The sequence below is a fragment of the Nocardia aobensis NBRC 100429 genome (genome assembly GCF_000308375.1).
GTDB classification, from domain to species: Bacteria; Actinomycetota; Actinomycetes; order Mycobacteriales; family Mycobacteriaceae; genus Nocardia; species Nocardia aobensis.
Genome location: NZ_BAFQ01000118.1, coordinates 1 through 26,461, shown reverse-complemented (window position 1 = coordinate 26,461; position 26,461 = coordinate 1). Strand labels below are relative to the sequence as shown.

General features: G+C 65.8%; 27 protein-coding genes. 15 read left to right on the top strand and 12 right to left on the bottom strand.

The genetic code is table 11. From position 1 onward, the window contains the following. Positions 1-90: 90 nt before the first annotated feature. Together RJ03_RS35025 and RJ03_RS14635 are read left to right on the top strand one after the other, a co-directional pair. On the top strand, positions 91-528 hold the full coding sequence (locus RJ03_RS35025; RefSeq protein WP_051024696.1) for a DUF4189 domain-containing protein: 438 nt from the start codon (positions 91-93) through the stop codon (positions 526-528). Between the two features lie 170 nt (positions 529-698). Further along, positions 699-1,961 carry an acyl-CoA dehydrogenase family protein gene (locus RJ03_RS14635; protein WP_036502470.1) on the top strand — a complete coding sequence of 421 codons (1,263 nt, stop codon included), beginning with the start codon at positions 699-701 and terminating at the stop codon, positions 1,959-1,961. Positions 1,962-2,048: 87 nt separating this feature from the next. Here RJ03_RS14635 and RJ03_RS14630 read toward each other — a convergent pair whose 3' ends face one another. Both RJ03_RS14630 and ku read right to left on the bottom strand, forming a co-directional pair. Further along, positions 2,049-2,813: an RDD family protein gene (locus RJ03_RS14630; RefSeq protein ID WP_036502468.1), complete on the bottom strand. Its 765-nt coding sequence runs from the start codon at positions 2,811-2,813 to the stop codon at positions 2,049-2,051. 184 nt (positions 2,814-2,997) lie between these two features. Beyond that, on the bottom strand, positions 2,998-3,957 hold the full coding sequence (gene ku / locus RJ03_RS14625; RefSeq protein ID WP_036502466.1) for a non-homologous end joining protein Ku: 960 nt from the start codon (positions 3,955-3,957) through the stop codon (positions 2,998-3,000). Between the two features lie 315 nt (positions 3,958-4,272). Between ku and RJ03_RS14620 the strand changes: the two genes are divergently transcribed. The 3 genes from RJ03_RS14620 (at position 4,273) to RJ03_RS14610 (ending at position 7,584) form a co-directional block, all read left to right on the top strand. Next, positions 4,273-5,655 (top strand): glucose-6-phosphate dehydrogenase, encoded by a 1,383-nt coding sequence (locus tag RJ03_RS14620; RefSeq protein ID WP_036502464.1) that lies wholly within the window; start codon positions 4,273-4,275, stop codon positions 5,653-5,655. Beyond that, a complete protein-coding gene (locus tag RJ03_RS14615; protein WP_218000969.1) occupies positions 5,652-6,044 on the top strand; it encodes a PfkB family carbohydrate kinase in 393 nt (130 codons plus the stop codon). Before RJ03_RS14620 ends, RJ03_RS14615 begins: the two co-directional genes overlap by 4 nt. Positions 6,045-7,107: 1,063 nt before the next feature. Next, entirely contained in the window at positions 7,108-7,584 is a 477-nt protein-coding gene (locus RJ03_RS14610; protein WP_051024695.1) for a hypothetical protein, read from the top strand. A gap of 14 nt (positions 7,585-7,598) precedes the next feature. Here the strand turns inward: RJ03_RS14610 and RJ03_RS14605 are convergent, their stop codons facing one another. Next, positions 7,599-8,189, bottom strand: a complete 591-nt coding sequence (locus RJ03_RS14605; protein ID WP_051024694.1) for a hypothetical protein — start codon at positions 8,187-8,189, stop codon at positions 7,599-7,601. A 71-nt stretch (positions 8,190-8,260) separates the two neighbouring features. On the opposite strand from RJ03_RS14605, the gene RJ03_RS14600 reads away from it, so the two are divergent. Then, positions 8,261-8,551, top strand: coding sequence for a DUF427 domain-containing protein (locus tag RJ03_RS14600; RefSeq protein ID WP_036502462.1), 291 nt, complete (start codon positions 8,261-8,263; stop codon positions 8,549-8,551). A 36-nt stretch (positions 8,552-8,587) separates the two neighbouring features. Here RJ03_RS14600 and RJ03_RS14595 read toward each other — a convergent pair whose 3' ends face one another. Continuing rightward, a complete protein-coding gene (locus RJ03_RS14595; RefSeq protein ID WP_083870825.1) occupies positions 8,588-9,379 on the bottom strand; it encodes an alpha/beta fold hydrolase in 792 nt (263 codons plus the stop codon). Between the two features lie 319 nt (positions 9,380-9,698). Between RJ03_RS14595 and RJ03_RS14590 the strand changes: the two genes are divergently transcribed. The 6 genes from RJ03_RS14590 to xylB are packed head-to-tail and all read left to right on the top strand — an operon-like array spanning position 9,699 to position 16,959. Continuing rightward, complete coding sequence (locus tag RJ03_RS14590; RefSeq protein WP_083870824.1) at positions 9,699-10,637, top strand: family 43 glycosylhydrolase; 939 nt, start codon at positions 9,699-9,701, stop codon at positions 10,635-10,637. A 52-nt stretch (positions 10,638-10,689) separates the two neighbouring features. Continuing rightward, positions 10,690-12,102: an L-fucose/L-arabinose isomerase family protein gene (locus RJ03_RS14585; RefSeq protein ID WP_036502458.1), complete on the top strand. Its 1,413-nt coding sequence runs from the start codon at positions 10,690-10,692 to the stop codon at positions 12,100-12,102. A gap of 2 nt (positions 12,103-12,104) precedes the next feature. After that, entirely contained in the window at positions 12,105-13,583 is a 1,479-nt protein-coding gene (locus tag RJ03_RS14580) for an FGGY-family carbohydrate kinase (protein WP_036502457.1), read from the top strand. Beyond that, positions 13,576-14,583, top strand: coding sequence for a glycoside hydrolase family 172 protein (locus RJ03_RS14575; protein ID WP_036502673.1), 1,008 nt, complete (start codon positions 13,576-13,578; stop codon positions 14,581-14,583). The genes RJ03_RS14580 and RJ03_RS14575 overlap by 8 nt, the downstream gene beginning before the upstream one ends. Beyond that, entirely contained in the window at positions 14,584-15,564 is a 981-nt protein-coding gene (locus tag RJ03_RS14570; protein ID WP_036502455.1) for a zinc-dependent alcohol dehydrogenase family protein, read from the top strand. Then, entirely contained in the window at positions 15,565-16,959 is a 1,395-nt protein-coding gene (xylB, locus tag RJ03_RS14565) for a xylulokinase (protein ID WP_036502453.1), read from the top strand. A 797-nt stretch (positions 16,960-17,756) separates the two neighbouring features. Here xylB and RJ03_RS14560 read toward each other — a convergent pair. Next, complete coding sequence (locus tag RJ03_RS14560; RefSeq protein ID WP_036502452.1) at positions 17,757-18,329, bottom strand: class IV adenylate cyclase; 573 nt, start codon at positions 18,327-18,329, stop codon at positions 17,757-17,759. Between the two features lie 22 nt (positions 18,330-18,351). Then, on the bottom strand, positions 18,352-19,161 hold the full coding sequence (locus RJ03_RS14555) for a helix-turn-helix domain-containing protein (RefSeq protein ID WP_051024692.1): 810 nt from the start codon (positions 19,159-19,161) through the stop codon (positions 18,352-18,354). A gap of 321 nt (positions 19,162-19,482) precedes the next feature. Here RJ03_RS14555 and RJ03_RS14550 point away from each other — a divergent pair, with 321 nt between their 5' ends. Then, positions 19,483-20,001, top strand: coding sequence for a hypothetical protein (locus RJ03_RS14550; RefSeq protein WP_036502448.1), 519 nt, complete (start codon positions 19,483-19,485; stop codon positions 19,999-20,001). Between the two features lie 384 nt (positions 20,002-20,385). Then, positions 20,386-20,874: a hypothetical protein gene (locus RJ03_RS37155; protein WP_157163425.1), complete on the top strand. Its 489-nt coding sequence runs from the start codon at positions 20,386-20,388 to the stop codon at positions 20,872-20,874. A gap of 75 nt (positions 20,875-20,949) precedes the next feature. On the opposite strand, the gene RJ03_RS14535 is transcribed toward RJ03_RS37155, so the two are convergent. The 6 genes from RJ03_RS14535 to RJ03_RS14510 form a co-directional block, all read right to left on the bottom strand. Next, a complete protein-coding gene (locus RJ03_RS14535) occupies positions 20,950-21,186 on the bottom strand; it encodes a hypothetical protein (protein ID WP_036502440.1) in 237 nt (78 codons plus the stop codon). A gap of 137 nt (positions 21,187-21,323) precedes the next feature. After that, the gene (locus tag RJ03_RS39245; RefSeq protein ID WP_506330218.1) at positions 21,324-21,758 is read right to left on the bottom strand and encodes a DUF4143 domain-containing protein; all 435 of its coding nucleotides are present in this window, start codon (positions 21,756-21,758) and stop codon (positions 21,324-21,326) included. A gap of 138 nt (positions 21,759-21,896) precedes the next feature. Further along, positions 21,897-23,414 (bottom strand): DHA2 family efflux MFS transporter permease subunit, encoded by a 1,518-nt coding sequence (locus tag RJ03_RS14525; protein ID WP_036502434.1) that lies wholly within the window; start codon positions 23,412-23,414, stop codon positions 21,897-21,899. A 245-nt stretch (positions 23,415-23,659) separates the two neighbouring features. Beyond that, positions 23,660-24,001, bottom strand: coding sequence for a hypothetical protein (locus tag RJ03_RS38105; protein WP_036502431.1), 342 nt, complete (start codon positions 23,999-24,001; stop codon positions 23,660-23,662). Positions 24,002-24,305: 304 nt separating this feature from the next. Further along, positions 24,306-24,974 (bottom strand): dihydroxyacetone kinase subunit DhaL, encoded by a 669-nt coding sequence (gene dhaL, locus RJ03_RS14515; protein WP_198163722.1) that lies wholly within the window; start codon positions 24,972-24,974, stop codon positions 24,306-24,308. Next, the gene (locus RJ03_RS14510; protein ID WP_086007252.1) at positions 24,971-25,972 is read right to left on the bottom strand and encodes a dihydroxyacetone kinase subunit DhaK; all 1,002 of its coding nucleotides are present in this window, start codon (positions 25,970-25,972) and stop codon (positions 24,971-24,973) included. The genes dhaL and RJ03_RS14510 overlap by 4 nt, the downstream gene beginning before the upstream one ends. A 280-nt stretch (positions 25,973-26,252) precedes the next feature. On the opposite strand from RJ03_RS14510, the gene RJ03_RS38100 reads away from it, so the two are divergent. Beyond that, positions 26,253-26,461, top strand: a 209-nt coding sequence (locus tag RJ03_RS38100) for a hypothetical protein (RefSeq protein WP_218000966.1), incomplete at its 3' end; no start/stop codon positions are given.

Genomic DNA, 26,461 nt, shown 5'->3' with positions numbered 1-26,461 from the left:
ACCGGGTAGGGGGAAGTGGACATCCGGGGCCGCTGTGGAGAAGGATCGCCTGCGTCCAGTACGCAGACTTCGAACGGGGTGGATTCACGGATGTCCCAAAAGTTTTCCCGGCGTGTCCGCTCGGCGGCCGTCGCGGCGGCGGCCGGTGCGGGTTTCGCGGTGGCCGGCGCCGCCGGTTCGGCTCAGGCCGACGGTGACCTGCACGGTGCGATCGCCTACTCCGACAGCAGCGGAGTGGTGGCCGCGGCCACCAACTTCGCCGACGCGCCCAGCGCGGATGCCGCGGCCCGAGCGCACTGTGGTCGCGGTGATTGCCGCGTCATCTTGGATTTCAGCAACGGCTGCGGTGCTGTCGCCCAGGGAGCGGACGGCCGGATCGCGGTGGGCTGGGGTCCGACTCAGGTCGAGGCCGAGAAGCAGGCGAGGGATTTCCTGGGGCCGAGCGCGCCGCCGTTCCCCGACCTGGGGAGTGCGAGCCCACGCCCGGCGACCATCGCCCTGACCAGTTGCACCGCGAACGCGCACTGATCGTTTCGAAACCGATGGCGGCCGACCTGCATGGCAGGTCGGCCGCCCTCGTCTGTCCCGCTGTTTCGCCCTCGGTCACCGATGTCCGGGTCCGTCCCGCTCCGAGAAGGCATGCTGCGCGATATCGTGAGGCCCGAATCGCCGGACCGGCCGAAACGGTAGGAGCAGCAGTGGATTTCGACATACCCTCGGAGCTCAGCGACTATCTGGCCGAACTGGATGCCTTCATCGACCGCGAGATCGTGCCGCTCGAACGCGAGAACGACAACATCCGCTTCTTCGACCATCGCCGTGAAGACGCACGCACCGACTGGGATCGCGGCGGGCTGCCCAGTGCCGACTGGGAGGATCTGCTCGCCGAGACCCGCCGCCGCGCCGATGCCGCCGGGCACTACCGCTACGCGTTCCCGCCCGAATTCGGCGGCCGCGGCGGCACCAATCTCGATATGGCCGTCATTCGCGAACATCTCGCCCGCCGGGGTCTCGGCCTGCACTGCGATCTGCAGAACGAACACGCCGTGGTCGCCAACAATGTGGGCCTGCTGCTGATGCTGGAATACGGTTCGCCGCAACAGCAAGCGGAATGGGTGGAGGGCCTGGCGGCGGGCGCGAAATTCTTCGCCTTCGGCATCACCGAACCCGAACACGGTTCCGACGCCACCCATATGGACACCCGCGCGGTGCGCGACGGCGACGGCTGGGTGATCAACGGCGAAAAGACCTGGAATACCGGCATTCACACCGCCGACGCCGATCTGATCTTCGCGCGCACCGCCGGCGAAGCGGGGGACGGCACCGGCATCACCGCATTCCTGGTGCCGCCCGATACCTGCGGATTCACGGTCGAGGAATATCTGTGGACCTTCAACATGCCGACCGATCACGGGCGGGTCACCCTGCGCGACGTGCGCGTCGGCGCCGACGCCGTCTTCGGACCCGAGGGCCGCGGGCTGGCGGTCGTCCAGCATTTTTTCAACGAGAACCGGATTCGCCAGGCGGCGTCGAGTCTCGGAGCGGCGCAATACTGCATCGACCGGGCCGTGGCATACGCCAAGGAGCGCAAACCCTTCGGTAAAGCGCTCGCCGACAATCAGGCGATCCAATTCCCGCTGGTCGAATTGCACACCCAGTGCGAGATGCTGCGCACGCTGATCCACAAAACCGCGTGGACCATGGATCGCCGCGGCACCTTCGCCGCCTCCGAGCAGGTATCGATGTGCAACTACTGGGCCAACCGATTGTGTTGCGAGGCGGCCGATCGCGCCATGCAGGTGTTCGGCGGCCTCGGCTATTCGCGCCACCAGCCGTTCGAACACATCTACCGCCACCACCGCCGCTATCGAATCACCGAGGGAGCGGAGGAGATTCAGATGCGGCGAGTAGCGGGTTATCTGTTCGGATTCATGTCCTCCCGCGCGCCCAAGGGCGTGTGAAACCGCCCGACACCGGCGCTCACCACACGAAACGGCCCCGCGTCCGATCAGGGAACCGCGGGGCCGTGACAACGCTGAGCAGCGACGTTACTGCTGAGCCTGCACCACGATGGTGCCGACGATCTTGTCGGCGAAGGTCTGGTTCTTCTCGTCCCACAGCGGCCACAGATAGCCGAGGCCGCACAGAGCGTTGTCGAGAATGTGGCAGAGCTTGCGCACGAAGGCCATACCGAAGCCGAGCACCTGACCGTCGGCTTCCTTGATCACACGGATGCCGACCAGTTTCTTACCCGGCGTCTGCCCGGTGGTGCCTTCCAGATAGATCAGGTATAGCGCCGCCGCGGCCATGACGGCGAACGCCAGCAACATCAGTATGACGCCGACGGCCGTCATTCCACCGCCGGTGCAGGCGGCGGAGTAGGAGTAGGAGGAGCCGTAGGAGTCATCGCTGCCCGAGCAATCGAGATCTTTGGTGCCCAGGCCGAACGCGAGTCCGTACAGGATGCCGAACGGTACGCCGATGATCAGCGCGTCGACGAGATACCCGCCGACACGGGCGAACCAGTGGGCATAGGGTGCGGGCGGCCCGTATCCGGATTGCGGATACCCGTAGCCCGGGCCGGCCGGCGGGTAGCCCGCGCCCGGCGGGGGAGCGCCGTAATTCGGTTGTGCCGCACCGTATCCCGGAGCGGGAGTGCCGTAACCAGGTGGGGGAGCGGCATATCCGGGCGGCGGTGCGCCGTAACCCGGCGGGTGTGCGCCGTAGCCCGGCTGCTGGCCGGCGGGCGGATACCCGTAGCCCGGTTGCCCCGGCTGGCCGTACGGGCCGTTCGGGTCCGACGGGTTGGTCATATGTGGTTCCTCCGGAAGCTGGTGGTACGGGGACGATCCGGGCCCCGACCGGGTCGAACTGTGATTGCACCGTACGGTAACCGCCAGGCCCCGCCAAAGTATGGCCGACCCGCGCGCAGTGGGCGCGCCGAACAGTCGGATATCTCACGATTGCCTGATTCGGCGACGACGCCGGAATCGCCGCCTAGGCTCCCTTGCGGGTCTGCTTGGCGGCCTTCGGCGCCGCCTTCTTCGCAGTCGACTTGCTCGCCGATTTGGTACCGGTGGATTTCGACGCGGCCCGCTTGGTGGTCGCCTTCGCGGTCGACTTGGCGGCGGATTTCGAGGCGCGGCCCCGGCTCGACTTGCCGGATTCCCCACCGCGACCGGTGGCTTCGAGGCTGCGCTGTAATGCGGCCACCAGATCGACCACCTCGGCATCCATCTGCGCCGGTTCCGCCTCTTCGTGGCGGGTGACGCGGTCGGATCCGGATTCGATGGCCTCGTCGAGCAGCTTTTTCAGCTCGATCTGATATTCGTCGGTGTACTGATCGGGATCGAAATCCTCCGACATGCTGTCGACCAGAGTCTGCGCCATCGCGACCTCCTGCGATCGCGGTGCGGCGGCATCGTCGAGCGATTCGAATTCGGCCGCGCGCACCTCGTCCGGCCACAACAGCGTCTGCAACACCAGCACCCCGTCCCGCACCCGCAGCGCCGCCAGCCGCGTCTTCTGCCGCAGCGTGAAATGCACCAGCGCCACCCGATCCACCTGATCGAGTGTTTTCGCCAGCAACACGTACGCCTTGGGTGTCGTGGAATCGGGCTCGAGGTAATAGCTGCGGTCGAACAGGATGGGGTCGATCTGCTCGGAGGGCACGAACTGCAACACCGGAATCTCGTGTTTCTCGGCCACCGGCAATTTCGCGAAATCCTCGTCGGTGAGAATCACCTTGTCGCCCTCGGGCGACTCATAAGCCTTGTCGATATCGGCGAAGGCCACCGACTGCCCGCACACCGTGCAGACACGGTCATATTTGATCCGCCCGCCGTCCTTGGCGTGGACCTGATGGAACCTGATGTCATGGTCCTCGGTGGCGGTATAGACCTTCACCGGGACATTCACCAGCCCGAACGCGATGGAACCCTTCCAGATCGACCGCATGGATCCGATGCTACTGATGACCGGTCGGTTTTGTCCGGTGAAGCGGCGTGACCTCGGGTGTGTCCGTCGGCGGCGGATCGCGTGGCGATAACGATCGCCGGCGGACAGGTGGGTGGCTGTTAGATTGAGGGCAAGGAGATCGACGATCTCGTGAAGGTGCTGACCCGCTTCGGTTGATCCGCCGCCGCTTCGCCGCGTGTGCCGTGGAGGAGATGTGATGCACGATCTCGATCCACCGTGTCGCCCGGCCCACCGGGCCGATGGCCACCTGCCTCCGGAGAACGCCCCCCTCGCACCGGTACAGGCGGCCACGCGATGATCCGACGACTCGTCATCTTCGGCGGCACGGGTGACCTGGCCGGACGCTATCTGCTGCCGGGATTGGCCGCTCTGCACCAAACCGGCCACCTCGACGCCGGTTTCGAGGTCGTCTGCGCCGACCGCAAGGGCCGCGATGACGAACAGTTCAGGAAATGGGCTGCGGCCCAGCTCGATCGGTACGCCCCGGCCATTTCGGCCGACACCCGGCGGGCGATCCTCGCGGCTGCGCGATACCAGCAGGCCGACATAGGTGATCCGGCGCAGGTGGCGGAGGCGATCGGCGGTGCGGGAGCGGTGGCCGTCTATCTGGCGTTGCCGCCGTCGTTGTTCGCCACCGCGATTCGGACCCTGGACGCCGCGCAGCTTCCCTCCGGTAGCCGGCTCGTATTCGAAAAGCCGTTCGGGGAGGATCTCGCCGGCGCGCACGAACTCAACACGTTGCTGGCAGATCTGGTTCCGGAACAGGCCGTCTTCCGGGTGGACCACTTCCTGGCGATGACCACCGTGCAGAACCTGCTCGGCAGCCGATTGGCCAACCGGGTGCTCGAATCACTGTGGAACAGCGCGCATATCGCCGAGGTCGAGATCGTCTGGGAAGAAACTCTCACCCTCGAGGATCGTGCCGGGTACTACGACCAGGTGGGAGCGCTCGAGGACATGGTGCAGAACCATCTGCTCCAACTGCTCTGCCTGGTGGCCATGGAACCGCCGATCACCCTGTCCGAACGCGATCTGCGTGACCGCAAGGTCGACGTACTGCGGTCGATCCGCACCCTGACCGACGACGATATCCGGCGCCGCACCCGCCGAGCCCGCTACACCGCCGGCGTGATCGGCGACCGGCACGTCCCGTCCTACATCGACGAGCCCGGCGTGGATCCACAACGGCGGACCGAAACCTTCACCGAAGTCCGGCTGGCGATCGACAACTGGCGATGGGCCGGAACCGAATTCGTGCTGCGCACCGGCAAAGCCCTCGCCGCCGACCGCAAGGAAGTCGCCATTCATTTCCGGCCGATCCCCCATATGCCTTTCGGCCACCACGGGACTACGGCGCCGAACGTCCTCCGGTTCGGGCTCGAGCCGGAAAACCTCACGCTCACCCTCACCGCCATCGGCGCCGCCGTGGACACTCTGGTCCCGCTCACCATGAGCGCGGCGATCCCGCCGCCCGACCTGCCCGCCTACGGACGGCTCCTGCTGGACGTGTTGCTCGGCAATCCGGCCCTGTCCATCCGCGGTGACGAGGCGGAGGAGTCGTGGCGAGTGGTCACCCCCGTCATCTCGGCCTGGTCACGTGATCTGGTGCCGCTCGACGACTATCCCGCGGGATCACCGGGCCCTGCCGCCCCGAACCGGAAAGACCGCCGACAATGAACCAGCCGAACTCGCCGTCGCCTGCTGGTGCACCACATACGCCGTCGGCTGAGCCCGCCACGGGCGAGCTGCGGAAGGCAACCACGCTGCGTGAGGTCTCCTCTGCCCATGTCAACGACTGGTCCTCGGCTACCTGGTCCACCGAGACCGGTTTCGTGGCCGGGCCCCGGGTGTATGGCCTGCACGTCCTGGACCGTGTCGGCTCCGGCGATGGCTTCGCCGCCGGCCTGATCTACGGTCTGCTCGCCGGTGTCTCGGTCGAGCGCGCTCTCGCCTACGGCACGGCTCACGGGGCCCTCGTCATGACGACACCGGGAGATGCATCCATGGCCTCGCTCGCCGAGATCGAGGCCCTCATCGCGAACAGATCAGCCCACGTCAGACGCTGACCGGGCCGCGGTGGCACGGTCCACATCGTCTTGGCGGCCGACGCCGAAAATGTCGCAAAATTCCGCATCACGGGTTTGCTTGACTGCAGTCGAATCGGGCACCACGCTTGAACGCAGAGGTTATAATCCAGCGCTCTACTCGAGGAGACGATGGAGCTATGTCCAGCGAACATCTGTCCGAAGAGCCTCAATCGCAGCGAGGAGCCGAAGGCTCGCGAGACACCGGGTCGAATACAGCGGGCGGCGGCTCGGCCGATCGCCCGGGCGGCACCTTCGACCACGAAGAAGTTACTTCAGTCCGTGATCAGAACCAGTCCGAAGACGACGTCGCCACGACCGGGACGCTCCCACCCGCCGACGTCGAATCCGCTGTCCCGCCCTATGAAGGCCGGCGCACGAGCGCGGACGAGGTAGGCGGCACCACAGAAGGTGGGGGCGGCGCCAGAACAGCGGGCGCGACCCACCCGGTGACCGACCCGAATTTCAAGGCTCCGGCCCCAGACGAGACTCCCGGCGGGACCACCGCGTCCCCGGCCGAAGAGCAACCGGCGGCGCAGGCACCCGAAACCGAGGCCACCGACGAAGGAGCCGAGGGAGGACATCACGGTGGCGTGCGCAGAGCCGAAGACCAGCCTCGGGAAACACGGCCTCGGTAATCGCACTGCGGCGAACGCGCGAAAAGACAAGGCGGCGTCGGCTTGTCGAAGATCCCGCGGATCGAGTTATCTTTGAGCGCAACGCCTTTCGGGGCGGATGAGGCCACCGATACGGTGCCGTCCCGGCCCTGTCACAGTCCCCGAGGGAATTCGCGTACGCGTCGTAGTTACCGGCCATCAGCGAAGTAGATGCCGGTGTCGGCTGACCGGCCCCGACGATGCCACCGAATCGCGATCCGCTGCGCCGCAGGCCGCGCAGCGGTGGACGGCTTCGGCAGAGGTAGTGGATCCGTCACGCGCGGCCCTGTCGTGGGGCTCCGCCGGGCGGTCAGCGCCCGCAGTGCTTCACCGATCGATCAGATGCATCGATTGTGCATCGAATCGATGTGGCTGGGTACAGCCAGTGCATGACCAACGACACCGATACATCAGAATTCGCAGACCGCGGCACCGCCACCGAGGATCGACCCGAGATCCGGCATCGTCGTCCGGACGATGTCGGCGACGACGCGGTCCGCGCGGCCGGAACCTTGTCCGAAGCGCTGGAGACGATCGAACAGGCGCGCGGGAATCTGTATGCGTTCCACCGGTTGACCGGGCATGCCGATCTGCTGCTGGACAGCGTTGTCGACCAGCTTCGCGCCGCGGGTCGCCCGGATTTGGCCGGGCGCGTGCGTGGCGAGTTGATCGGCCGCAACGTACTGCCGGGGCGATGGACCTTTCAGATCATGGAGGAGTACGACGACGGGTACTACGCCGCGTTCGCCGACATGGAACGCATGGTTCGCGACCAGCTTGTTCAAGGCCGGCGCCACGTCCACGAGGCGGAGATGAAGGAACGTCGCCGCACGCACGGCCGGCCGGAGCACACCGCACGACCGTGACCGGACTCGACCGGCTACTCCACCGCGTGGGAAGTCGGTCGCGACATGTGGCTCAGCAGGCCCAGCTCCGGTTCCACTGCGCCATCCTGGCCGAGGGCACGGAAATCGGCCTCCACGGCCTCGAGCTCGAGACGGCCCGCGCGAACCGCGCGGTAGCGCAGGAACGACCAGATGAACACATCGAGATGGTCGAAGCGAGTGCCGCCCTCGAGAACCTCCTCCTCGTGAAACCACAGCGCCACTTGACCATTGGTGAGTACACAGAACAGATTTCCGCCGCCGTCGGCACCGACGGAGAAGACGTCGGCATCGGTGAGTTCGGTGGTGTAGTCCGCGTCGAGGATCCCGCAGTCGTTCCCGGCGAAGTCGAAACCGTAGGACCAGTCGAATATGTCGAGGAAGTGCGGCATCACCCCCGAGCGCACCCGGGCGTCCAGCGCGGCGAGCGCGGTCGCGTCCGTCGGTGCCAGTCGTTCGAGAAACGGTGTGGCCGAACGGGTTTGTTCGGGCACGACAACAGGTTCGGCGTCGGGGAACCAGCGGCTCAGATCGGCGTCGAGGCCACTGGCGACATAGCCGATCAGGTCGGCGGGGGAAAGCGTCACCGGGCGATCGTAGGCTCTCTCGCCACTGTTCGGCGCTGGGGCTCGCTCGCTGGCCGGGGCAGAATGGACGCATGGCAAAGGCAACGGTCAACGGCGTCACCATCGCGGAGTCCGACCACTACGAAACAGTGGAAGGCAATATCTACTTTCCGCCGGAATCGATCAAGAAGGAGTACTTCACGCCCACCGAGACCCATAGCATCTGCCCCTGGAAGGGTCGCGCGAGCTATTACACCGTGGATGTCGGTGACGGAAACCCCCTCATCGACGCCGCTTGGTACTACCCCGAGACGAAGCGGGCGGCAGCCGACATAGAGGGGTACGTCGCCTTCTACAAGAACAAGGTCTCCATCGACGACTGATCTGCCCCGGCACCGGCGGTGATCCGGATGTCGACCTCAGCCCGGCAGCGACTTCGCGAAGAAGGCCAGCAGGTGCGGCTCCACAGCCTCCGCATCCGTGAGCGACAGGAAGTGCGCGCCGCCGTCGATGATCACCGGCGGTCCCGCGTTGGGCAGCGCTGCGGCCAACTCGACGGCCCGGTCGACCGGATAGGCGGCGTCCGCCGAGCCGTGCAGGACCACGGCGGGGCAGCCGATCTCGGAAGCTCGATCGAGGATGCTGTCCCGCTCGACCAGTGGGGTCAGGACACGGTCGATGTGATCTCCGGAAAGTTCACGCCATTTGGCCTGCCACTCGGTCGCATCGTGCTGACCCAGGCAGATGGCGGCGTTCATATCGAGCAGATTCTGCGTCGGCCCGAGTTCGCGCCATGCGGTGGCAGCCTGCCGGTAGGCGGCGGCGACCTGCGGATTCTCGGCGGCGCCCGACGTTCCGAGCAACGCGAGCGCGGCAACCCGGTCCGGCTCCAGTAGGGCCATCCGCAGACCGATGAATCCGCCCTGGCTGGTCCCCAGCACCGCGCACCGGTCAACCCCGAGGTGGTCGAGCAGTTCGAGTGCGTCGCGGGCCACGTCCCAATAGGTGAACGGACTGTCGGCGGGGGTTTGGCCGTGACCGCGTTCGTCCATGGCGATCAACCGGTAGGTCCGGCCGAGCGAACGAACCTGTGGGGCGAACATGTCCGCGTCCATCAGGTAGCTGTGCAAGAGCAGGACGGCCGGGCCGGAACCGCCGTGGTCGATGTAACTGACGACTTGGCCGCTGTCGAGCGTCATCGCTGTCCGCATGGGGCGCAGTCTATTCGGACAGCGATACCGGTCTCCGCCACCGTTGGGGATGGTGTCGGCGATCCCGCTGATCGTCGCTATTCGCGCGGAATTCGCCGCTCAGGCCGACGGCGATTGTGGTCGGAATTCTGCCGGCTGCGGGGGAGTGCGTGGTTGAATTCTGCTCAGCGGATGGCATCGCGATGTGGCTGTCCTGCGCGAGGAGCGGCGTGGCTGATATCGCCCCGGCGGGAGCTGCACGAGGAACCTATCCGCATCGGGCGTCACCCGGCAGATGTGCATCGGGACGGGAAAACGAGACCGAGGAGAGAGGTGCCGGATGGCCGAGCCCGAGATCGAGTTTCGAGAAGGACCGGCCGCCGACCGACTCGGTGTCGATGATCGACCCGCAGGACCCGCAGTGCGCGTCCGGGCCGAGCATTTCCACACGATCTACGACCCGAGCGTCGGCGAGCCGCAGCCGTGGTACATCAACGACCACACCATCATTCGCGACGAATCGGGCCGCTGGCACCTGTTCGGCATCACCCATACCGAACCGGCGAATCCGTTCGACGAGATCGAATTCGCCCACGCCACCGCCGACGACCTGCACGGCCCGTGGACCAAACACCCCTCGGCACTGGTCGTGGACCGTGACTACGGCGAGACTCATCTGTGGGCGCCGTACGTGATCCGCGCCGACGGGCGCTACCACATGTTCTACGCGGGCGGCGGCGAGGACCGCACCGCGGCGTTGATCTGCGCGGCCACCTCCGACGACCTGTTCGAGTGGACCCGCGAACCTTCCGGACCGGTGTTCCGCGACGGATACGATGCCCGCGATCCGATGGTTGCGTGGATCGACGGCCGCTGGGTGATGTACTACGCCGCGACGAGTTCGCCGACGGGCGGCAACTATGTGGTCGCCTACCGCACGAGCACCGATCTGCGCACCTGGAGCGAGCGGCGGATCGCGTTCACCGACCCCACCTCCGGAACAGAGGCCGGCAATACCGAATCCCCATTCATTCTGTGCCACAACGGTTCCTGGTATTTGTTCATCGGCCCGCGACCCGATTACCTCGGCACCGACGTGTTCCGCAGCGACGATCCCTACCACTTCCGGATCGACGACCGCGTCGGCCACATCGCCGCCCATGCCGCCGAGGTGATCGACGACGGCGACCTGTGGATCACCAGTTGCGGCTGGGGACAGGGCGGAGTGTCGTTGGCAGCCCTCGAGATCGGGAGAACTCCACCGGAAACCGCACCCTGAGTGATATCTCTAGGCGAGTAGTCCGACCGTTCGTCTCTTGGAGGGATCCGGCGTGGCACGTATCGGTGTAATCAGCATTTCCGACGGACGCGACTATGTGCACGACGGCATAGCCGAGTTCATCCGTACCAATGAGGACCGGCTCGTCGCCGAACTCACCGGCGCGGGACACGAGGTGGTGCGCGGCTCCGCTCCGGTCAGCACCAACACACTCGCCGTCTCGGTGGCACGCGAAGTCGCCTCGGCCGGAGTAGATCTCACCGTGCTGCACTACGCGGTGTGGGCGTTCCCGCACTTCACGATGCTCGTGCAGGGAGCCACGCCGGGCGCGTTGCTGTTGCTGTCGAATATCGACCCGGTGCAGCCCGGAATGGTCGGGATGCTGGCCGCCGGGGGAGCGCTGGATCAGATCGGCCGCACGCACACCCGGCTGTGGGGCGACCCGGCCGACCCGGACCTGATCGAGAAGATCGGTGTGCAGGCTTGCGCCGCAGCGGCGGTGTCGAGCTTGCGCGGTTCGACGTTCGGCCGGTTCGGGGGCCGGCCGATGGGGATGAACACCGCCGTCGCGAATACCGATCAGTGGCAACGCATTTTCGGTGTCGACGTCGAAGAAATCGACCAGTGGGAGATCGTCCGCCGCGCCGAGTTGGCCGACGCGGCCGAGGTATCGAAGGCCCGGACATGGCTGGAGGAGACCACCGCGGGCGTGCACTACGACGGTGACAAACTCACTCCGGAGTTGCTGGAGCGCCAGATCCGCTCCTACCTCGCGGTGCGCGAGCTGATCGACGAATGGAACATCGACTTCTCCGGTATCAAAGGTCAGCCCGAGCTCACCCAGTACTTCGCCACGATGGACATCACCGAGGCGTTCCTCAACGACCCGTACGACTGGAACGGCCCGAAGCCGACGCATGTGTGCGCCACCGAGGCCGACATGGACGGCGCACTGACCATGCAACTGCTCAAACAGATTTCGAAGACACCGGTGTTGTTCGCCGACGTCCGCCACTACCATGCGGACCGCGACATCTGGGATCTGTGCAACTCCGGCCAGCACGCCACCTGGTTCGCCGCCCGCAGCGACGATCCGGCCGAGAACCTGTCCCGGGTGCACCTGTACCCCGAGGTGTTCTTCTTCCCCGCCGGTGGGGCATCCGTCCATCATCTCGCGGCACCGGGACAGATGACTTTCGGCCGGCTGACCCGCAACGACGGCAACTACCGCATGCAGGTGATGCTCGGTGACTTCGAAACCTACGACGACGCCACCAACGACGAGTTGATGAGCCAGTCGACCCGCGAATGGCCGCACGCGTTCGCGCGGCTGGACGCTCGGGCCGAGGATTTCCTGTCCCGGTTCGGCGCCAACCATATTCACGCCGTACCCGGTGACCATCGCGCGGCCGTGCGGGCCGCGTGCGATCTGCTGGGCGTCACCGTGGACGAATTCAGTCGGTGACCATGTTCATCGGAATCGACATCGGCACATCCGGTTCCAAGGGCGTGCTGACCGACGCCGACGGAACGGTGCTCGCCCGGTCCGAGCGCCCGCACGAGGTGTCGATGCCGCGACCGGGCTGGGTCGAGCACGACGCCGAATCGGTGTGGTGGGCGGACTTCGTCGCCATCGCCCGCGAATTGGTCGACGCCGCCGCCGGTGCACGGCTGGAGGGGCTCGGGATCAGCGGTATCGGTCCGTGTCTGCTGCCCGCCGACGCGCAGGGGAATCCGCTGCGGCCGGCCATCCTGTACGGCGTCGACACCCGGGCGACGGTCGAAATCGCCGAGCTGGCAGACGAATTGGGCGAGGCGGCCGTCCTCGAACGGGCTGGTTCGCCGTTGACCAGCCAGGCCGTCGGCCCGAAGCTGCGGTGGTTGGCGCGGCACGAGCCGGACGTCTATGAGCGCACCCGCATGCTGCTGATGGCGAGTTCCTTTCTCGTGCACCGGTTGACCGGGCGATACGTCCTCGACCATCAGTCGGCGAGTCAGTGCGTGCCCATGTACGACCTGCGTAAACGAGAGTGGTCGGAGTGGGCCGAGCGCTGCGCTCCTGGGCTGCGGTTGCCCGAACTCGCCTGGCCCACAGAGGTGGTGGGTCAGGTGACCGCGGAAGGTGCGGCCGCGACCGGACTTCCGGAAGGGTTACCGGTCACCACCGGCACGGTCGACGCGTGGGCGGAAGCCGCCAGTGTCGGCGTGCGCGCGCCCGGCGACGCGATGGTCATGTACGGCACCACGATGTTTCTGGTCCAGATCCTCACCCAACCGCGTCCACACCCCGGCCTGTGGGGCACCTGCGGCGCCTGGCCCGAAACCTATTCGCTGGCAGCGGGAATGGCCACCTCGGGTGCGGTCACCGAGTGGCTGCGCCGCCTGGTCGGCGGAGAATTCGGCGACTTGATCGAGGAGGCGGGCAAGGTTCCGGCAGGCAGCCGGGGACTGTTGATGCTGCCGTATTTCGCCGGTGAACGAACACCCCTGTTCGATCCCGACGCACGCGGCATCGTCGCCGGACTCACCACCAGCCACGGCCGCGCCGAGCTGTACCGCGCGGCTTTGGAGGCAACCGGATTCGGGGTGCGGCACAACCTGGAGGCAATGTCCGAGGCCGGTGGCCGCGCCAGACGCCTGGTCGCGGTCGGTGGTGGCACCAAAGGCGGGTTGTGGACCCAGATCGTGTCCGACGTGACCGGTCTGCCACAGGAGTTGCCGGCGGAGACTGTCGGGGCCTGCCTCGGTGATGCCCTGCTGGCCGCGGAAGCCGCCGGCGTCGACACGTCCGGCTGGAATCCGGTGACGTCGACGATCGAGCCGGACGCCGAGCGGCAAGCGATCTACGACCAGTACTACCGGCGCTATCGCGAGCTCTACGAATCGACTGTGGATATCGCGCATTTTCTTGCCGCAGAACAACATCGGACGGCGGACCATGGCTGAACTCTGGCGGCTGGACCGGGCGCGTACCCGCTCGATCAGCCCTGAGAACCCGACCGGCGCGCCGGGCGCGGGCGCACGGGCCGAAACCGGCACCGGTGCGGGCGCGGCACGTGATCTCGGTATCGGCTGGAAGGTATCACCGTCGATCGACCTGGCCGCCGGATCCACCGCGACACTGGCCGACGTCTCCGGGCCGGGCGTGATCCGGCACTTCTGGCTGACCACCGACCGCACGGTGCTGCGTGGGTTGACACTGAACTTCACCTGGGACGACGAATCGCAGCCGTCGATCGACGTGCCGCTGGGCGACTTCTTCTGCAACGGCTGGGACGAACTGGCACTGGTGAGTTCGGAAATGGTGGTGGTCGCACCCGCCGGCGGGTTGAACAGTTTCTGGCCCATGCCTTTTCGTCAGCACGCGCGTGTCACCCTGCACAACCCGACCGACCGCTCGGTGCCGGTCTACTATCAGCTCACCTACGACGAGACCGCGGTAGGCGAGGACGTCGGCTACCTGCATTCCCAACGGCGACAAAGCAATCCGCTCGGAACACCGGCAGTTCACACCATTGTCGATGAGGTCCGAGGCCGCGGCCGCTACGTCGGCACCTATTTGGCGATCGCACCGAATGCGCCGGGCTGGTGGGGCGAGGGCGAAATCAAGTTCCACCTCGACGGAGACGACGAATTCCCGACCATCTGCGGCACCGGCACCGAGGACTATTTCGGCGGCGCCTGGAACTTCGACCTGGACGGCTCCTACCGCGACTATTCCAGCCCGTATCTCGGCCTGCACCAAGTACTTCCACATGACGAGATCTACACGCCGAAACAACGGTTCGGCATGTATCGCTGGCACGTCCGTGATCCGATCCGCTTCCACGAGGAACTACGCGTCACGCTGCAAGCGCTGGGCTGGCAAGACGGCGGGCGGTATCTGCCGCTGGCCGACGCCGATATCGCCACCACCGCATGGTGGTACCAGGAAAGGGGAAGGTAGATGCGCGCGCTGGTGATCGAGAAACCCGGCGAGTACTCGGTGCAAACGATTCCCGACCCGACTCCCGCCCCAGGCGAGGTTGTGGTCCAGGTGGCCGCGGTGGGGATCTGCGGAACCGACATCCACATCGTCGAAGGCGAATTTCCGCCCACGCCATACCCGATCGTCCCCGGCCACGAGTTCTGCGGCGAAATCGTCGACGGCCCGGGCACCGGCGAGAAGGTAGCCGTGGACCCGTCACTGTTCTGCGGCGCCTGCCACTACTGCCGAATCGGCCGCGGCAACCTCTGCGAACGCTGGGGCGCAATCGGCGACACGGTGAACGGCGCAATGGCCGAGTACGTCGCTGTCCCGGCCGCCAACTGCTACCGACTGCCCGACGACCTCCCCGCCTCACACGGCGCCCTGGTGGAACCACTGTCGTGCGCCGTCCACGGATTCGACGGCCTGCCACGAATGCTGGGCTCGCACTACCTGATCTACGGCGCCGGCACGATGGGCCTGATGATGCTGCAACTCGCGGTCGCCGCGGGCGCGGCCTCGATCTCGGTGGTCGATCTCAACACCGACCGCTTGCAGGTCGCCCGCGCACTCGGCGCGGACGCGGTCGCCACGAACGCCGACGAGTTCGACCGCCCGCGCGGCTGGGAAGTCGTCATCGACTGCACCGGAGCGATCCCGGCAATCGAGGACGGCCTCACCCGCGTCCGCCGCGGCGGAACCTACCAGCAGTTCGGCGTAGCCCCCGGCGACGCGACGGCGTCGTTCTCCCCCTTCCGCATCTACAACGACGAGATCACGGTCGTCGGCTCGATGGCAGTGGTGCACAGCTTCGGCCGCGCCGTCGACCTCGTCTGCAAGGGCGCGATCGACGCCGACACCATGGTCACCCACACCTTCGCCCTCGACCAGTTCTCCGAAGCGCTGCAGGCATTCCGCGACGGCGTCGGCCGCAAGATTCAGATCGCCCCGCGCGGATAGATGGCCACCGTCGCCGGAGTGGACAGCTCCACCCAATCCTGCAAGGTCGTGGTGTGCGACGCGGACACCGGTGAGGTCCTGGCGCGCGGACACGCACCGCACCCCGACGGCACCGAGGTCGCGCCCGAGGCATGGTGGACCGCGTTGCGGCAGGCAGGGGAGGGGTTGCTCGACAACGTCGACGCCGTGTCGATCGCCGGCCAGCAGCACGGCTTGGTGGCACTCGACAGCTCGCACCGACCGGTACGAGATGCCTTGCTGTGGAACGATGTTCGTTCCGCCGAGGCAGCCGACGACCTCGTCGCGGAACTGGGCGGACCGCAAGCGTGGCTGGACGCGGTCGGCAGCGTCCCGGTCGCCGCCTTCACTGTCGCGAAACTGCGCTGGATGGCCGACCACGAGCCCGAGCTCGCGGACCGGGTGACCCGGGTGATGCTGCCGCACGACTACCTCACCTGGCGATTGCGCGGTGGTGGTGATGCTGCGCCGGCGACCGATCGGAGCGACGCCTCGGGCACCGGGTACTGGTCCCCGGTGGCGGGCCGGTATCGAGAAGACCTGTTGGCCAGTGCTTTCCGCGGCCGAACCCCGGAGCTTCCGACAGTGCTGGAACCGTTCGAGAGTGCCGGACGCACCGCATCGGGCGCGGTCATAGCTGCCGGCGCAGGGGACAACGCGGCGGCGGCGCTCGGACTCGGAATCGGTGACGGCGACGTGGTGATCTCGCTGGGCACCAGCGGTACCGCGTTCGCACGCACCTCGCGGCTGAACACCGATCCGTTCGTCAACGGATTCGCCGACGCGACAGGACAATTCCTGCCGTTGGTGTGCACGCTGAACGCCGCCCGGGTGCTCGAGGCGATGGTTACAGCTCTGGGAATCCGCATAAACGAACTAGATGCACTCGCCCGCCAGGCCCCGCCGGGCGCCGACGGACTCGTTCTGCTGCCGTACCTGTCCGGCGAACGCACCCCAAACCTGCCCCACGCGGCGGGCAGCCTGCACGGCTTGCGTTCGGAGACAATGCGACCCGCACACCTGGCCCGCGCCGCCGTCGAAGGAATGCTGTGCAACATGGCCGATGCGCTCGACCGCCTACGCGCAGCCGGCGCGACCCCTCGGCGAGTGCTGCTGATCGGCGGCGCATCGCGTTCGGCATTCGTCGCCGAGACCGCCGCACAGATCTTCGGTGCGGCAGTGACCGTGCCGGAGCCGGAGGAGTACGTGGCGTTGGGCGCGGCGCGACAGGCCGCGTGGGCGTTGCGCGGCCGCGCCGAACCGCCGCAATGGACCGCTGCCGGGACTGTCGAGATTGCGGCACCTGTCGACAGTGCTCTGGGGACGCGGATCCGTCACGTCTATGCGCGGGCGCGAGAATCGTTGTACGGCAGCTGAGCCCATACCACTGATCGGCGACTCGCACATGATGCCGCGGCCGGAACGCTTGGTAGGCGCCGGAAACAGGAGTTGGGCAGTTTGGTCCGAAGGCTTCTTGTCGAGAAGACTCCAGGTGGTTCTAATGGCGAAACTGGGCGTCTGACCGCGAATCCCGACATCGCCGACCCGCCGATCCGTTCGTCATCGAGGCTTGAACTACCAACATCGGTGCTGGCCTGACAATCGACGCTGATGACGTCAGGTACTGGAAGCCGCAGACTCTCGGCGAAGCTCTCTTCAACTTCTGGGACTGAACCGGCCGAGACACTGACAGCGGTCAGAGCTCGGCTCGCGTTGTCAGCCGGCTGACCCCATTCGGAGGGGCCTCTTCCGCAGCCCCTGATGACACGCTCGCACAGCGATGTCAAAATTCGCGATCGATTTCCGGCCACGATCGTCGTCCTCGGCCCACATCTTGTCGTCTCGATACGGCCTCCCCTCCGGCCGATCGCCGGAACTCATTCCCCGGTAGGTTCCGAAGGATCTCCTGGGTGCGCGCTGATGCTGAGCCGCAAGCCTTCTGCCGGAGTGAGAGGCATCAGAGGTACCAGATCTGGCGACACACCTTCGTTCGGTATGTCTCAGGTTTGATGGCTACTAATCGCGCACTGCACCGTCAGGCCACATGACTTCTACGGGCGGCCTTTCTGCCGTGCCAGTGCACTGAACGCCCGGCCGTAGGACCATCGAAACACCGATAGGCCGTCCAGCTCGCCGTTTGCCAACGCTTCTGTGGTCCAGACGACCGTGCACGCTCAACGAGGATCCACTGAGCGACGTGCCTTTCGTACCGCGTCGGTGTACAGCTCGGTAGTCAGCTCTTCGGAGGTGACGCCGAGTTCTGTCAGTATCGTCTTCAGGTCCGTGAAAGCATGGGACAATTCGGGTTCTTCGGCTTGGGTTTCCAGCTCGAGGAAGGTGCCGTCGATCTCCGGGACGCTCGCGATTGTGGCGAGCATGCGCCTACCAGATGCGGTGAATTCGAAGTTCTCGCATCGCTTGGTGAAGCACAGGGCGGGTTGGTAGCCGAGCCGGGCGATGATGTCGTCCATGGCGTCTGGATCGGCGACAAGGGTTTCGAATTCGGGTTTGGACCCGGTCGCCTCGTCGATGGCGGGGTCTTTGAAGGTGAGTACATGCCGCTGTCCGCCGGAGGAGTCCTCCACAGTGCGGAGGCGGAATTCACGGCCGCCGCGGTCGAGGTCGCCGCTCGGGGTGTCGTAGTAGGTGTCCTGGTACAACACGATATTGGGAGTGGCTCGCTCGCGTAGGGCGGCCCGGACCCGCTCTGGGGCGGTCAGTCTGGCTTTGTACTCTGCCTCGATCACGGCGCTGCCTTTCTGTCGCTGGTCAGACGACGCGGTGTGCAGTGGTGATGGTCTGTTCCATAGTCCGGCGCAGGGCGTGGTGCAGGATCCCGCCGGGATTTGGCTCGATCCGTTGGGTGGGACAGGCATGGGCGTCGCGGTGATCGGTGAAGGCGGAGACGAACATGATTCCGCGCGGCCCATCGATGCTGATGATCCGCCATACCGGGACGTGATCGTACAGGTAGACCTCGACTGGACGTCCGGCAGAGGCGAATTCACGCAATCGGGAGAGGGAGAGGCGAATTCCGGCAGAGAACGACTCTCCTGATTCACCGACCTCCTGCGCACGGTATGCGGCGGCAGCCGAGTCGGGGTCGAGGAGAAGGGCGCGTAGACGGGTCTCGACCGGGATGACCTCGCGAAGAAGTGAGTCCTTCAATCCCAGTATGCCGAGCCCGCGCACCGCCATGACATCGACGGTCGCCGCATTACGGACCGCGGTACGGATGTCCGCGGCAGCGTCGGCCTGAGTCGGGTAGTTGCGGGTGATCTCGATGGGACTGTCCGATGTCATCGAACGGTCGTTCCTGGGTGCGAGTCCCAACGCGATCCGGGCTGGGTCCGGCATTCCCAGTCCGTCGGCCAGTCGCTGAAATGAACTGAGGCTGGTGACCTGCCGACGCCGGTTGATCAGTTCGTTGATTCGGCCTTGGGAAATGGCCAGCGCCGTGGCCAAGCGTTGCTGGCTGGCGCCGGTGTGTTGCTGCACCAGCCGGAGGATGCCGGCGACATCCCGATCGGTGAGAAGACGCCGGACATCCTCACGTGTCCAGATTTCGGAGGGAACCACGACCGGTGCGAACGCGGATCCATGCACGCCTGCCCCCTTCTAAGCGCCCACCAGCGCTTAGCTTATCTCACCGCGAGATTATCAGATTGGCCGGTGATATCCCCGCTGTGTGATCGAAAAGTCTTGTGCGCCTTGGCCTACTGAATGCACCGCCCGCGCTCGAGGGCGGGTGTCGACCAGGATGGCCAAACGAGAGGACAGGGTATGAATGCCGGAACACGGAAAGCGCGGCGACCCATCGCAGTCGGCCTGATACGCGCCGATGTCTCTGGCCCGCGAGCTCCGGAGCACGCGGAGCGCATCCGTCGCCATGCTGAGCGTATGGGATACGTCTACTCCTATACCGTGCAGCCACCAGCAGGTGATGCCGATCCGACTGGGTACGCGCTCGGCCTCGCCGCCGGCCTCGGTGTCGACGCGATGATCGTCTACGACCTGGAAACGGTCGGGCACACTCCGAGCCGGGTGTGCGAGCTGTTCGACCTGGAGACCGTCTGCCCTCCGGTGACGTGGGCCGCAGCTGTGCTGAGCCCGGGAGACGCTGACCATGCACACCCGGAGCATCCGCTCACGGTGGTCTCGGCACAGCGAATCATGCAGCAGCACTTGAAGTGCCAAGCGGTTACCTGCGCCCGGAAGTCGAGCGCGTACAGCCTCCTCGTGCGCGAGGGCAAGATCGTCCCGCCCGTTGACACCCCGCGCGAACGTGCAGCTGCGCGCGACATTCCGTTCCGGCCGCGACCTGACAGCGACGCCCCGCTACCGGAGGGTGTGAACCTCGAAACGCTGCTCGATGTTCTCGCAGGTCTGGCCGAGTACTTCCCGGTCGGGAAGCCTTAGCGGGTCGCGATGAGCTTCGCCGAACCTACTGGAAATCAACGAGAGTCGCCGCTGCCGGATGAACCGGATATCGGCCTCTGTGTTCTGATCAAGGTCCCCAGCGAACATGAGCTGAGGTTCGTTGCGTGCATATCGGCCGCGATGCGATTCGTCATGCACTGGTCCGCTGACTACGCGGCCATGAGCGTGACTTTCGAAGTGCCGCTCCAGGATTGGCGCCGACTGCCGTGTGAGCGGCTGTGGACTCTTCCGTGACCGGCGGCTGAATCTCTTTCGCGGTCACCGCCGTCTCAGAAAGATATGGATCAATTTGCACGGTGGGGAACCGTCCCGGTCGTCACTGCGTCATAACTAGCGAGCAACATAGTCGCGGGGGAACACATTGTGGAGCAATCGGTTTCACGCCCCTGCGTTGTTGGGGAGGGCAACATGTTTATAAAGAGGGCGGTCGCAGCAGTAGTTCTCCTGCTGGGGGGTTTATCCGTTGGGGTGGCTGTACCGGCATCGGCACAGCCGGTTCCCGCATCTCATCAGTTCACACCCAATGATCCGTCGTGGGTCCGGGAGAACAATGTCGCGCGTTTCACCGGTCAGGTGGCCTATTCGAGCATGACGTTTGCCTGGTCGCTCCGGTTGAGTCCTTCGGTTCAGGCGATCGTCTTGGGGCCGATGAGTTGTTGGACCACGATCAGCGGAGTTTCGGGATACTCCGACAATCATGCGGATATCCCGGCGGACTACCTGCTGCATTCGAGTGTGACGATCCGGGGAGGGGTGAATTACAGCCTTCGCAGTCGGTGTGACTTCAAGGTCATGACGGATGCTGGTCCCACGCCGTCGAATGTTGTGACAGCGATCGATTTCAGCGCCTGACCGTCAGTGGCTACGGAGTTCAGGGGCTCTGGTCGCACCATGGTTCGAGCAGAGCCCTACTTATGGTGGCGAGGTTCAGGGCCAAGTAACTTTGGTGGCCCGAAGATCGTGTGAATCCTGTTGAGCTGCCTCGTATTCCACTTCAACCGAGTCGTCGAGGGCAACGTCACCGAAATTCTTGTGTTCTCCCAGCGAGTCGAGGCCGAACCAGACATGCGAACCGTCTTCGGTCTCGATTATCCCGGTGGCACGCTTCTCGTTCCAGCGCCAGACTTTCCCCTTGGCGCGCTGCACCTCTCGCTCGTTTTCCATCTGTTCGACTATACCTACGGCGGCGTCGACAATGGGCTCCTGCGGCAGGCGCTCCGCGAATCGTGTTCGAGGCTCGAGCAGGAGTTGCCGACGATACTGCCTGCTTCAAAATCCGCCGGTCAAGCGTGCAGTCTCGTTCAGCTGGTTCCGGTCTCCCATAGGGCCCCAACCGGCATAGCGCGGAGCCGAGGGCCGAACGGCAGGGTATCGGTGCCGGTGTAGAGGACGATGCCGACCAGGAAGTCATCCCCGAGCCGGTCGGCGAGCCGCCGCAATCCGCGGAAGTCGTCACCGCGGACTGTGTTCGATGCCTTCACCTCGATTCCGACGACCCGGCCGTGTGCGTCCTCGAGAATGATGTCTCGATGAACCCCTCGGGATCGGCCACTGCTGCCTCGCGGTTCCGTGGTCGGTCGGTCGCGCCGTTCCGCGGCCGATTGGCTGGCGATGTGCCGAACGAGCGTGCTCTTACCGGCTTGCCGTGCTCCATTGACCAGCACCACGCGAGCGTCCGCCAGGGCGGCTCCGATGGCCGCGGCAGCACGTCTGGGCAGCAGGTTTCCAGGAGGCATGGTGCTGTTGATACATCCCGGCATGTGCGATATGCGACGGTTCCATATTCGATATGCGAGTGCTGAATGTTCAATTTGCGACACAAGTATGTGCAGTTTGCGGGAGCGGGGCCGTGCGAGTCTTACGATCCGAGTCGATCAGATGCCCGGCGCCACCGGTGTCTCCTCCCGCTCCCGCGCAGCGTGGCGAGGCAGGAACATGGCCGGAATGATGATCACCGCGGTAAGCCCGAACGCCACCCAGAACGCGAAGCCGAAGGAGTCGGCGAGCAGTGGCCCGACGATCGGCATGAGTTGGGGCGGGACGGAGCTGATCTGGCCGGAACCGCCACTGCCGGAAGGCATTCCGTGCTCGGCCAGCTGTCCGGAGAGATGCTGCGTCAGCGCCGTCACCAGCAAGGCGCTGCCGAGCGACGCGCCGACCTGCTGAATGGCCGAGAGCGTGGGTGCCGCGCGGGTCACGGCGTCCTTGCCCAGTTCCGTGTAGGCAGCCGAAATGGTCGGCATCATCACCGCACCGAGGCCCATACCGCGCACGAACAAGGCCACACAGAGCCAGACGTATGAGGTGCCGGTGCCCACGTGCGTGAACGGGAGGGTGCCGATGAGGCCGAGCACGACGCCGACGGGAACCACGTAGCCTGCGCCGATACGGTCGGTGAGCCGGCCACCGATCACCACTGCCACGATCGCGCCCAATCCCTGGGGCGCGAGCAGCAGGCCGGCGTCGAGCGGGCCTTGTCCGCGCACGGTCTGGTAGTACAGCGGCAGCAGCAGCATGCCGCCGAACAATCCGATGGCGACGAGGAAGACCGCGATGGTTCCGCTGGCGAAGACCCGGTTGGTGAGCAGGCGGACGTCGACGATCGAGTCGGCTCCCTTGTGCAGGCTGTGCCAGGTATAGAGGGCCAGGCCCACGACGCCGGCGATGAGCCAGCCGAGCACACCCCACTCGGTGAATCCGCCGTGCGAGCTGGCCTGCGACAGCCCGTAGAGCAGGCAGACGAGGCTGCCGGAAAGCAGGATCAGCCCCCGCAGGTCGAGGCGGCCGTGCTCGGGCACGGTGTCACCGTGGGGGAGCTTCCAGACCGCGAGCATGAGGGCGACGACACCGACCGGAACGTTGACGAGGAAGATCCAGTGCCAGCTCGTGTACTGGACCAGCAGGCCGCCGATCACCGGTCCGAAAACCGGCCCCAGCAGCATGGGGACACCGAGGATGGCCATGGCCCTTCCGAGGCGTTGCGGGCCTGCGGCTCGGGTGATGATCGCCTGCCCGGCGGGCAGCAGCATGCCGCCGCCGAGTCCCTGCAGGATGCGGAAGGCGATCAGGCTTTCGATCGACCAAGCGGCTGCGCACAGCGCCGACCCCGCTACGAACAGACTCACCGCGGTGAGCCAGACCGGTTTGGGCCCGAACCGGTCCATCGCCCATCCGGTGGCCGGGATGACGAGCGCGACCGCCAGCAGATAACCCGTCACCACCCACTGCGTTGTGGACAGGGTCGCGCCGAGTTCGGTGCTCAACGAGTCCAAGGCGACGTTCACGATGGTGGTGTCGAGAACCACCATGATCATGCCGGACACGACGACGAGTCCTGTGACGATGACGCTGCGATCGAGCTTGCCCGACTGCTGCGCGGTGGTGGATGCCATATCAGCTCCCTCGTCGAAGGTGCCAGGACTCGACCGGGCGACAACACCCTGCGACTACCCGTCGTGAGGCCGATTATCGCGGCGCTGTCATTCCACAGGTTGTCACGGACCTTGTCGCCGCGGGAGAGATCGGACGAGCTGGGTGAGATCCCTGGCGGACCGACGGCGGCGGCACGGTCGTCCGAGGCATAAGGGTGCCTGCTGGCGCGAGCTCGATTCGGACGCTCGGTGACCGAACGGCGGACTCAGATGTGATCGTGGCCGGAGAGGCGTTCGTGGTCGATCTCGGCGTCGCGTTCGCGGTCGCGCTCATGGTCGCTCTTGGCGTTCACGTTCCACGAGATCGGGTGTGCGCCGGGGCCGCAGTCCTGGCTCGACGTGATTGTCGATTCGGGCCGGATCCGTACCTCCTGGACCAGCGGGCGGAGGTCGCTGCACATGACGAATATTCCGGCGGTTGCCGGGCCCACGTCGGTATTCGTGCATTCGATATCGACACGGCTGTCGACCGGAACCGCTGAGCAGAACGCTTCACGGGGCCGCGAGGCCTGAGCGGATCCCGCGCCGACGGTCGTCGATACCGTCACGGCCGCGAGACCGGATATCGCCGCGCCGACGATCGATAGCCGCCGCGTACCTCTCCTGGGAGTGGACACCGAGGTCTCACTTTCGCTGTACTGCAGAACAATTCCCGAAAATCGTATGCATACCGGAAAGTACTTCCCAATGGAAGGAAGTTTCGGCGGTAGTCATTGCCGTCCCTCGTCTGCGCTTTTCGCGCTTGTCACGCCCCCGACCTGGACGACAGCCGCCGCCTGAGCTATCGGCATCGGCGAAGTCGGGGCTGCAGTTGTCGACCGATCGTCTCGGAAATCCGAAAAGGCCTGCGCCTCAATCGTTGTCAGGTGCCGCCCGGGAAACCGAATCGAGCAGACGCTCGCGCTCCCCGTTCGATATCTCTGTTCCGGAGACCGGCTCCGCGAGCACGCACAGCAGCAGCGCCACGCCTACCGCACCGGGGTCGGGGTGGCCGACGGCGCGTTCGCCGAGGTAACTCGCGCGACCGCGACGTGCCCGCAGGGTCGCAGTGGACAACGCCCCGTCCACGGCGGCGCTCACCATCGCGGCGATCTCGCGATTGTCATTCAGAGTCTCGACGGCTGGAGCAAGAGCGTCGACCATGGTGCGGTCGCCGACTTGTGCCTCGCCGACGCGCTGGATTGCGGCGAGCCCATCGCTGATACCGATCCGGAGGGCGTCGATATAGGAATCCGACTGTGCCGCGTTGGTGCCGAGTGATTGGAACAGCAGTCCGAACAGCGGGCCGCTCGTGCCTCCGACCTCGTCGAGGAAGACCGCTCGCACCGTATCCCACGGTTCGGGGGAGTCCGGTGCGCCGAGGCGGTCGGCGACCTCCGCGAAGCCCTCGCGCAGATTGACGCCGAAATCTCCGTCGCCGGTGATCTCGTCCAGCCTTGTCAACGCGGGCTCGGCCGAGACGAACACCTTTTGCAGTCGAATAACGAGGCTGTCGAGTGTCTTCATCGCCTCACCGGTCATCGCGCGACGTCCTTCCAGGCGGGTGCGGTGGTGGGGGCATGCCAGAGATCGAGCCAGCCGTCGGCGAGTTGAGTGAGGGTGATCGAAAAGCCGCTCATGTCCAGTGCTGAAACAAATGTGCCGACCTGGACCGCCGAGATTTCGCAGCCCCGGGCGGTGAGGGTGCGCGCCGCGAGTTCGAGAACTGTGCACAGTTCGAGTTCCGTCGTCGCGCCGAGTCCATTGACCAACAGTAACAACGGCTTTCGATGATCACCGGGCAGTGAGGTGAGGATATCGGTGAGCATCCGCTCGACGAGTTCGGCGAGTGGTGGCCTGGTGATCGAGGTCGAGGCGCGTTCGCCGTGAATTCCCACGCCGTATTCGAGCTGATCCGGTTCGAGTTCGAAGGCACGCGCCCCGGTATTCGGTGACGTGAGTGCCTCGGTGGCCACCGCGATACTGCGGCTGTTCCCGGCCACCTCGCGGCCGAGCGCGGCCAGCGCGGGGAGGGTGTCACCGCGGTCCGCGGCGGCGCCGACGATCTTTTCGACGACGATGGTCGCGGCTGTCCCGCGCCGTCCCGTGGCCGTCTCGCCGGATTCTGTGGCGACGTCGTCGTCGACGAGCACCCGGTCGACCTCGATACCGTCGGCGGCGAGCCGTTCGGCGGCGATACCGAAATTGATCTTGTCTCCGGTGTAGTTCTTGACGATGTGCAGCACCCCACCGTCACGAGCGACGGCCTTGCTCGCCTCGTAGACCTGGCGATTGTGTGGCGAGGCGAAGATCTTCCCCGGTACTGCCGCGTCGAGCATTCCCATCCCGACGAATCCGATGTGCATCGGCTCGTGGCCGGAACCGCCGCCGGAGACGAGGGCGACCCGCCGTGTCGGCGCACCGCGATCGTGGTGCACGAACAGCGGGTCGGTACTCATCCGGACCCACGGGTGTCGGCGCAGGAACCCTTGCAGTGCCACCTCAGGGCCCTGGCCTTCGAGTAAGAACAGTGCGGGCACGGACATCCTCCTCGTCGATCGACTGGGTGATGTCCAGTATCACGGGGCTTGCGCCCCGGCGTGGATCTCCGAAGCGCTCGCTGAGGAGAAAGCTTTCAGCGCAATCGGATTCATGTTCCGGACACGAGCTTCTTCGCCGCCCATGACATCGGCCGCGTCGTGCGATCCACGCCCGACTCAGCCGCGCCCGTCATGCCGGCTGGGGTCCGGCGAACCCGTGGCCCGACCCGTCGGTCCGGTCGCGGTCGACCGACCCCGCCGCCGCGACGAAAGGTATCGAATGCCCGAAGATTTCCGGGGTCTTTCGGCGTTCTCTGTGAACGGCGCGAAACGAGGCGGCGAAGCAACCGGGCCGCCCCGCGACGCCGACTTATCGAAATATAAAGGGGGTAGACAGAGTTCGTCCGCTACAGCGCTCGACACTGAGACCGGGCGGAGCGAATATGGCGAATTCACGGCAATGGGCCGTAATTCAGCATCGACGGGGGG

Bases quoted from the DNA above. Each gene is read 5' to 3' on its own strand.
- RJ03_RS35025 (WP_051024696.1), top strand. From the start codon at position 91: ATGTCCCAAAAGTTTTCCCGGCGTGTCCGCTCGGCGGCCGTCGCGGCG.
- RJ03_RS14630 (WP_036502468.1), bottom strand. From the start codon at position 2,813: ATGACCAACCCGTCGGACCCGAACGGCCCGTACGGCCAGCCGGGGCAA.
- ku (WP_036502466.1), bottom strand. From the start codon at position 3,957: ATGCGGTCGATCTGGAAGGGTTCCATCGCGTTCGGGCTGGTGAATGTC.
- RJ03_RS14620 (WP_036502464.1), top strand. From the start codon at position 4,273: ATGATCCGACGACTCGTCATCTTCGGCGGCACGGGTGACCTGGCCGGA.
- RJ03_RS14615 (WP_218000969.1), top strand. From the start codon at position 5,652: ATGAACCAGCCGAACTCGCCGTCGCCTGCTGGTGCACCACATACGCCG.
- RJ03_RS14610 (WP_051024695.1), top strand. From the start codon at position 7,108: ATGACCAACGACACCGATACATCAGAATTCGCAGACCGCGGCACCGCC.
- RJ03_RS14600 (WP_036502462.1), top strand. From the start codon at position 8,261: ATGGCAAAGGCAACGGTCAACGGCGTCACCATCGCGGAGTCCGACCAC.
- RJ03_RS14595 (WP_083870825.1), bottom strand. From the start codon at position 9,379: ATGCGGACAGCGATGACGCTCGACAGCGGCCAAGTCGTCAGTTACATC.
- RJ03_RS14590 (WP_083870824.1), top strand. From the start codon at position 9,699: ATGGCCGAGCCCGAGATCGAGTTTCGAGAAGGACCGGCCGCCGACCGA.
- RJ03_RS14580 (WP_036502457.1), top strand. From the start codon at position 12,105: ATGTTCATCGGAATCGACATCGGCACATCCGGTTCCAAGGGCGTGCTG.
- RJ03_RS14575 (WP_036502673.1), top strand. From the start codon at position 13,576: ATGGCTGAACTCTGGCGGCTGGACCGGGCGCGTACCCGCTCGATCAGC.
- RJ03_RS14570 (WP_036502455.1), top strand. From the start codon at position 14,584: ATGCGCGCGCTGGTGATCGAGAAACCCGGCGAGTACTCGGTGCAAACG.
- xylB (WP_036502453.1), top strand. From the start codon at position 15,565: ATGGCCACCGTCGCCGGAGTGGACAGCTCCACCCAATCCTGCAAGGTC.
- RJ03_RS14550 (WP_036502448.1), top strand. From the start codon at position 19,483: ATGGGATACGTCTACTCCTATACCGTGCAGCCACCAGCAGGTGATGCC.
- RJ03_RS14535 (WP_036502440.1), bottom strand. From the start codon at position 21,186: ATGGAAAACGAGCGAGAGGTGCAGCGCGCCAAGGGGAAAGTCTGGCGC.
- RJ03_RS39245 (WP_506330218.1), bottom strand. From the start codon at position 21,758: ATGCCTCCTGGAAACCTGCTGCCCAGACGTGCTGCCGCGGCCATCGGA.
- RJ03_RS14525 (WP_036502434.1), bottom strand. From the start codon at position 23,414: ATGGCATCCACCACCGCGCAGCAGTCGGGCAAGCTCGATCGCAGCGTC.
- dhaL (WP_198163722.1), bottom strand. From the start codon at position 24,974: ATGACCGGTGAGGCGATGAAGACACTCGACAGCCTCGTTATTCGACTG.